The 5,404-nt window shown below is 37.8% G+C and carries 5 protein-coding genes; 3 read left to right on the top strand and 2 right to left on the bottom strand.

Annotation, left to right across the window (positions count from 1 at the left end):
- Nucleotides 1–40: 40 nt before the first annotated feature.
- Both PN450_RS16530 and PN450_RS16525 read right to left on the bottom strand, forming a co-directional pair.
- A complete protein-coding gene (locus PN450_RS16530; RefSeq protein ID WP_271836969.1) occupies nucleotides 41–853 on the bottom strand; it encodes an ABC transporter permease in 813 nt (270 codons plus the stop codon).
- Nucleotides 854–1,849 carry an ABC transporter ATP-binding protein gene (locus PN450_RS16525; RefSeq protein ID WP_148762690.1) on the bottom strand — a complete coding sequence of 332 codons (996 nt, stop codon included), beginning with the start codon at nucleotides 1,847–1,849 and terminating at the stop codon, nucleotides 854–856.
- Nucleotides 1,850–1,991: 142 nt separating this feature from the next.
- On the opposite strand from PN450_RS16525, the gene PN450_RS16520 reads away from it, so the two are divergent.
- From PN450_RS16520 to PN450_RS16510, 3 genes are all read left to right on the top strand, one after another.
- The gene (locus PN450_RS16520) at nucleotides 1,992–4,622 is read left to right on the top strand and encodes an EAL domain-containing protein (protein ID WP_271836968.1); all 2,631 of its coding nucleotides are present in this window, start codon (nucleotides 1,992–1,994) and stop codon (nucleotides 4,620–4,622) included.
- A gap of 126 nt (nucleotides 4,623–4,748) precedes the next feature.
- Nucleotides 4,749–5,006: a hypothetical protein gene (locus PN450_RS16515; RefSeq protein ID WP_148762694.1), complete on the top strand. Its 258-nt coding sequence runs from the start codon at nucleotides 4,749–4,751 to the stop codon at nucleotides 5,004–5,006.
- Between the two features lie 82 nt (nucleotides 5,007–5,088).
- A complete protein-coding gene (locus PN450_RS16510; RefSeq protein ID WP_417033755.1) occupies nucleotides 5,089–5,238 on the top strand; it encodes a hypothetical protein in 150 nt (49 codons plus the stop codon).
- Nucleotides 5,239–5,404: the final 166 nt, after the last annotated feature.

Genomic DNA, 5,404 nt, shown 5'->3' with positions numbered 1-5,404 from the left:
ACTGACAACTGACTACTGACTACTGACTACTGACAACTGACTACTGACGTTGAAACCTAAGTGCATCAATTGATTGGGCAGTGAGAAAAATACCTAAAATAATGTAACTGGCAAATAAAATCAAGCCGCTAGTATCAAAAATTCCTTGAATCAGAGTGTTGTAATGTTTAAGCAGAGATAGATGACTCACGGCTTCACCAATTGGTCCAGGAATGGCTTTGGCAATTAAATCAATGAATAACAGCAAAATCACGACGGCAAAGGTAAGAACAGCCGATAAAATTGTACTGTCTGTTAATGAGGAAATAAACATTCCTAAAGACAAAATCGCTGCTGCTAGTAAGAGTAATCCTAAATGACCAAGTAAGGGAATTATGGGTGATATGGGTGGATTGGAACTAGATAAAGCGATCGCTTCCAATCCTATTAAGGGTAAAATCATTGTCAAGAAAAATGTTAATACCCCTAATAATTTACCCACAGCCACAGCCCAATTGGTAATTGGTGATGTGGCTAATAGTTCCAAAGTTCCTCGTTTGCGTTCTTCAGCATAGAGTCCCATTGAGAGAATAGGCAATACAAATAACATTAACCATCCCATTCTATCTAAAAATGCCCGCACAAATTCATAGGGAACATCTATTGTTGGGGCGGGAACTCCCATTTGTTGCCCTTGTAAATCATAGCTAGAAACTGTGACTAAAATTCCTTCTGGTCCTAATAAAATCATCACGAAAAATAAACCAGCTAAAAACCAAAATGCACTAGCTATTCCATAGGCTAATGGGGAAACAAAATAACTCTGTAGTTCTCGACGATAAATGGCAATAATATTGGCGATGACTATACCCATTTATGCAGTTTCTCCTTCTTCAATTTCTGAAGTTATCTCTGGTGGTAAATGCTTTTCTGCTGTAGTTAGTTCTAAGAAAACATCTTCTAGTGTGGCATTTATTCGCCGCATTTCATATAAATCAAATCCAGCCCGAATTAAAGCCGCCGTAATTTCTTTTCCTGGTTCTATTCCTGGCTGTAATATGACCCGTAAGCAAGTATGATTTTCTGATAATTGCTGATGGTTAGGCATTAATTCTACTAAACTTACACCGGATATATTTTGCAGCATTTGTTTAGCTAAAGCTGCTTCTCCGCCGATTTCTAACTCATATCCTGCCCCAACTGTTAACTGTGTCATTAAATTTTCTGGGGTATTAGTTGCAACTATTTTCCCCCGATTAATAATGGCAACTCGGTTACAGGTCATACTCACTTCTGGTAGAATATGAGTAGATAAAATTATAGTGTGTGTTCCTGCTAAACTTTTAATTAAGTTCCGCACTTCGATAATTTGCCGGGGATCAAGACCAACAGTAGGTTCATCAAGAATAATTGCTGGGGGATCATGAACGATCGCTTGGGCAATCCCCACTCTTTGCCGATAGCCTTTAGAGAGTTTGCGAATAATGACTTTGCGCTTATCTTCTAAGTTACAGCGCTTAATGGCTGCTGTTACTTTTGTTGGGCGATCGCCTGAAGAAACTCCCTTAATCCGAGCAACAAAGTGTAAAAACCCTTCCACAGTCATCTCTGGATATAATGGCGGCGTTTCCGGTAAATAACCAATTCGCTGCCGCACCAACAGAGAATGATCATGGACATCATAACCCGCAATCTTCACTGTTCCACTGGTGGCAGGTAAATAACCGGCTAAAATTCGCATAGTTGTGGTTTTACCAGCCCCATTAGGACCCAAAAACCCCAAAATTTCCCCCGGTTCTACGCTAAAGGTAACATCCGTAATTGCCGTTGTCGAACCGTAAATTTTACTCAGATGCTCAACTTCAATCATTTGCCCAATCACTAATCATGAGAATACCCACATAATCTTAGCTTCTGTTCCCTGTTCGTTGTTCCCTTTTTTTGTAATAATTCAGAATATAGAAAAATTTTTACGTAAATTATTCAAATACATAGGACTGTAAGGAAAACCCATGGAAGGGAATGAGACGGAAAAAATTCGCCATTTATTAGTTGTCCAAGATCCAAAAGGACAGCGCACTCTTCCCTTGCTAGAAGCAACATACTCTCTAGGAAGGGATTTAAGAAATGCTATTGTTCTTTATTCTCCGTCTGTATCCAGACAACACGCGATTTTATTAAGGGTAACAATCCCCAATACTGATCAATATGGGTTTAGGATTATTGATGGTAACTTCCAAGGGAAAAAAAGCACTAACGGTTTATTTGTAAATGGCAATAAATGTCTTCATCATAATCTTCAAAATGGAGATGTTATTGCATTTGATAGTCACACTCAAGCTAAATACTATGTAATTACTAATCTTTCGGAGCAAATATTTTCTGAATCTTGTGGAACTGGTGACTTGTCTAATTTCCTTTCTGGTAAGGTAAATTCTGTTTCTCACGTTAGTAAAGCTATTATGGAAAATATTAATTTTGAAGCTGCTAGTGAGACAGCTTTAGCCCGCCTAGCTTCTTTTCCTGAACTTATTCCTAATGCTATTATTGAAATGGATTTAGCAGGAAGAGTAACATATGTAAATCCGGCAGCAGTGGCCAAATTTCCGAACTTGAGGCAGATAGCTCAGGAACACCCAATTTTGACCCAATTATTAACAGAAGTTAAGGATCAAGCGCAAAATTCCTTTGTCCGGGAAGTAACAGTTGGTAACCAAATTTTTGAACAATCTGTTCATTACTTACCTGAAAGTAATTTAATTAGAACTTTTATTATTAGAGAAATTACTGAGCAAAAACAAGCTGAACTAGAACTAAAACAACGCGATCGCCTATTACAAGCAGTAGCGGAAGCGGCAAATTATTTATTAGCAGAAATGAACTATGATCTAGCTATCGAAAAAGCACTGGCAGCATTAGGAGAAGCTACCAATGTAGAACGAGTTTATCTATTCCAAAATCATCCCCATCCAGTGAGCGGAGAAATGTCCATTAGTATGCAGTGTGAATGGATTAAATCTGGTGCAGAAACTTCCCACTCCCATTGGCAAAATCAGTCTTATCAAACCCCTGGATTAGAACGGTGGTATAGCAAACTTTTTCAAGGTGAGACTATTAGCGACTTTACCCAAATATTTTCCCCGGAGGAACAAAAACTGCTTATGGGAGATAGTATTAAATCCCTTCTATTTGTACCGCTAAGATTAGAAACACAGTTCTGGGGCTGTTTGGGTTTAGTTGAATGCAAATCAGAGCGTTATTGGTCAAGGCATGAAGAATCTAGCCTGATCACAATGGCCGCAAGTATTAGTGGCGCTCGTCAACGTCAGCAAATAGAGGAAAAGATCCGCTATCAGGCCATGCACGACTTACTGACTGGACTGCCCAATCGGTTACAATTCAACGATATCCTCAACCAAGGCATCCAAAAAATAATTCAGCAAGAAGAAAGTATTGCCGTGATGTTCCTGGATCTGGATCGCTTTAAAATTATCAATGATACTTTGGGGCATACAGTCGGAGATAATTTATTAAAAATTGTCGCCCAAAGAATCAGAGACACAATTAGAATTGAAGATGTTGTGGCTCGTTGGGGTGGTGATGAATTCACTATTTTCTTACCACGAGTAACTGAAATTCCACCCATTATCCAAATAGCTAAAAATATTCTCCAGACTTTAGAAGATGCTTTTTATATTAACGGACATGAACTTTATATTAGTTCTAGTATTGGCATAGCCCTATTGGGTAAAGATAGTCCTGATGCCGAAACCCTCATTCAACACGCAGACGCGGCGTTATATTATGCTAAAAATGAAGGCAGAAATAATTACCAATTTTATAAAGAATCTCTCAGTCAAAAAAATCCCGAATTATTGAAGTTAGAAAAAAATTTACGCCATGCCATGAAACGCAAAGAATTGATGCTTTACTATCAGCCTCGTGTTAATATTACCACGGGTAAAATTACAGGCATGGAGGCTTTATTGCGTTGGAATCACCCAGAAATGGGTGTAATTTCTCCCGCTGTTTTTATTCCTCTAGCGGAAAAAAGCGGTTTAATTATCTCTATTGGTGAATGGGCATTACGTCAGGCTTGTATACAAAATAAAGCTTGGCAAGATGCAGGATATCAACCAATTACAATTGCCGTTAATCTTTCTCCTGGGCAATTTCGCCAACCTAAGTTAGTAGAAATATTAACTGATATTTTAACAGAAACTCAACTAAAACCAGAATTTTTAGAATTAGAAATTACGGAAACTACAGCGATAGCTGATATCAATTTCACGACAGTTGCACTCCAAAATTTAGCAGAAATGGGGTTACTTTTGTCCATTGATGACTTTGGTACAGGCTATTCTTCCCTAAATCGCTTAAAAGTCTTACCATTCCATAACTTAAAAATTGATCAATCTTTTATCAGAGAACTAACTACAGATCCAAAAGTTGCTCATATTATCCAAGCGATAGTTACCCTAGGACAATCTTTAGGATTGAGATTAATCGCTGAAGGTGTAGAACATCCCGCAGAATTAGAATTTTTACGCTCGATTCACTGTGATGAAGTCCAAGGATACCTATTATATCGTCCACTGTCAGTTGAACAAGCTACAGAAGCTTTGAAAAATGAAAATAAATAGTTATAGGTGGCAGGCAAAATTAATTATATAAAAGATTTGGATTTAATGTAGGGGTAGCGCCCCCGTGCCTACCCCGTGCCTACTAAAATAAGTGAAAAGATAACTTAGTCAGGAACAGATGAAATCATGAGAGTTTGGTTTGTATGCTTTTTTGTTCTGTTTGCATTCGCAGAGTTTTTTAAGTGGTTACAAGGTTTTTCTGTCCCATTACCAATATATATTTTAGGTGGGGCATTTTTAGCTGTTGCCTCTAACTATGATCAGATTTTTGGTTATAACCTCAGCAATATTTCTACAATCAACCCGGTGGAAGTACCCCAGGAAATACCTAAGTTGGAATCAGCAGCAAATTCAACCCTAATTTCTTTAAAGACTTCCAATTAAAAAAAATATCCCAAAATTTCTTGTAGTGCGGGCATACTATGGCTAACGCCACGCTGCGCTATCGACAAGCTCAGTACAAGTCTTGCCCGCTAATAATAAAAGGACGATGTTAGATACTGGCTTTACAGGTTTTCTAGCAATTAATAAACAAGATTTAGAAGGACTATATTGGCAATTTCTTCGTAAAAAGGTGGTTGGAATTTTTGCCTTTGGTGGTGAATTTTCAAGCTGATATTTTAACTTTGGGATAATTACAATTAAGTAGAACGGCTTGAATAATTCAAAGTTTGTAGTGAGGAATTTATTCCTCATTTGAGGGCTGAAGCCCTTACTACGAAATCATCTCCAGATTTTTTACATTACTTAATCTACTTTGATTTATTTTCGTCTACTTACTT

The organism is Dolichospermum lemmermannii CS-548 (assembly GCF_028330815.1).
Classification (GTDB): Bacteria; Cyanobacteriota; Cyanobacteriia; order Cyanobacteriales; family Nostocaceae; genus Dolichospermum; species Dolichospermum lemmermannii.
Note: the sequence above shows the minus strand (reverse complement) of the source record. Positions and strands in the feature narration are given on the sequence as shown.

Excerpts from the sequence above, each read along its gene's own strand:
- PN450_RS16530 (WP_271836969.1), bottom strand. The coding sequence starts at position 853 with ATGGGTATAGTCATCGCCAATATTATTGCCATTTATCGTCGAGAACTA.
- PN450_RS16525 (WP_148762690.1), bottom strand. The coding sequence starts at position 1,849 with ATGATTGAAGTTGAGCATCTGAGTAAAATTTACGGTTCGACAACGGCA.
- PN450_RS16520 (WP_271836968.1), top strand. The coding sequence starts at position 1,992 with ATGGAAGGGAATGAGACGGAAAAAATTCGCCATTTATTAGTTGTCCAA.
- PN450_RS16515 (WP_148762694.1), top strand. The coding sequence starts at position 4,749 with ATGAGAGTTTGGTTTGTATGCTTTTTTGTTCTGTTTGCATTCGCAGAG.